The 1,385-nt window shown below is 36.0% G+C and carries 4 protein-coding genes; all 4 read right to left on the bottom strand.

Annotated elements, in window-relative coordinates:
* Positions 1 to 236, bottom strand: a 236-nt coding sequence (gene rplO / locus ACRDDY_RS17215) for a 50S ribosomal protein L15 (RefSeq protein ID WP_438566161.1), incomplete at its 3' end; no start/stop codon positions are given.
* A gap of 17 nt (positions 237 to 253) precedes the next feature.
* Entirely contained in the window at positions 254 to 433 is a 180-nt protein-coding gene (gene rpmD, locus ACRDDY_RS17210) for a 50S ribosomal protein L30 (protein ID WP_438566160.1), read from the bottom strand.
* 12 nt (positions 434 to 445) lie between these two features.
* Positions 446 to 943, bottom strand: coding sequence for a 30S ribosomal protein S5 (gene rpsE, locus ACRDDY_RS17205; protein ID WP_438566159.1), 498 nt, complete (start codon positions 941 to 943; stop codon positions 446 to 448).
* A gap of 20 nt (positions 944 to 963) precedes the next feature.
* The gene (rplR, locus tag ACRDDY_RS17200; protein WP_438566158.1) at positions 964 to 1,323 is read right to left on the bottom strand and encodes a 50S ribosomal protein L18; all 360 of its coding nucleotides are present in this window, start codon (positions 1,321 to 1,323) and stop codon (positions 964 to 966) included.
* Positions 1,324 to 1,385: the final 62 nt, after the last annotated feature.

The raw sequence follows: 1,385 nt of genomic DNA, 5'->3' as shown, positions 1-1,385 counted from the left end.
ACGTTTATGCTAACAATCTTCTTAGCAAAGATATTAGTGAATCCTCTTTTAGGAAGTCTTCTGTATAAAGGCATTTGACCTCCTTCAAATCCAGGTCTAACTCCACCACCAGATCTAGCGTTTTGTCCTTTTTCACCTTTTCCAGCGTTTCTTCCTAATCCTGAACCAGTACCTCTTCCAACTCTTTTAGGAGCTTTTCTGCTACCAGCAGCAGGCTTTAATTCATGAAGTTTCATACTAAGTGCACCTCCTCTTATATTTCTTCTACTTTAATTAAGTAGCTTATCTTTTTGATCATACCATTTATTTGAGGAGTTCCCTCATGCTCTACTATTTTACCGATTTTTTTAAGTCCTAGGGCATTAGCAGTAGCAATATGGTCTTTTTTTCTACCTATTAAGCTTTTAACTAATGTTATTCTTAATTTAGCCATTCTAATTTCCCCCTAACCTAATATTTCCTCAACAGATTTTCCTCTTAATCTAGCTATCTCATCAGCTGTTCTTAAGTTTGCTAATCCGTTGATTGTTGCTTTAACCATGTTATTTGGGTTATTTGAACCTAATGATTTAGCTCTAACGTCTTTTACTCCTGCTAATTCAAGTACGATTCTCGCTGGTCCTCCAGCGATAACTCCTGTACCTTCTTTAGCTGGCATTATTAGAACATCACTTGTTCCAAATTCTCCATGTATTTGATGTGGAATAGTGTTTTCAACAAGTGAAACTGCAACTAAGTTTTTCTTAGCATCTTCTATTCCTTTTTTAATTGCCTCAGGTATTTCGATAGATTTACCCATACCAACTCCAACGTGTCCGTTTTCGTCACCAACAACAACTAGTGCTGCGAATCTGAAGTTTCTACCACCTTTAACAACCTTAGTAACTCTATTTATATTAACAACCTTTTCTTTAAGGTCTAGTGTACTAGGATCGATTCTCATTGATTTCCCTCCTTGTTTTATTAGAATTTAAGTCCTGCTTCTCTTGCACCTTCAGCTAATGCTTGAACTCTACCGTGATATACGTATCCACCTCTGTCGAATACTACCTCAGTTAATCCTTTTTCTAGTGCTTTTTTAGCTACAGCCTCACCTACTAGTTTAGCTCCTTCTTTATTTCCACCTTTAGCAGAGAAATCTTTTTCTAAGCTTGATGCTGAAATTAAAGTTATAGCATTTATATCATCAATAATTTGCGCGTATATGTTTTTCTCACTTCTGTATACTGAAAGTCTTGGTCTTTCAGGAGTACCGAAAACTTTCTTACGTACTCTAAGGTGACGTCTTAGTCTTTTTGATTTTCTGTCTACCTTCTTGAACATAAAAATCACTCCTTTCTATTTTTACTTACCAGTTTTACCTTCTTTACGTCTGATCACTTCGT

The organism is Clostridium sp., assembly GCF_051656525.1.
In the GTDB taxonomy this organism is placed as follows: domain Bacteria; phylum Bacillota; class Clostridia; order Clostridiales; family Clostridiaceae; genus Clostridium.
This window is presented reverse-complemented; position numbering and strand designations above follow the sequence as displayed.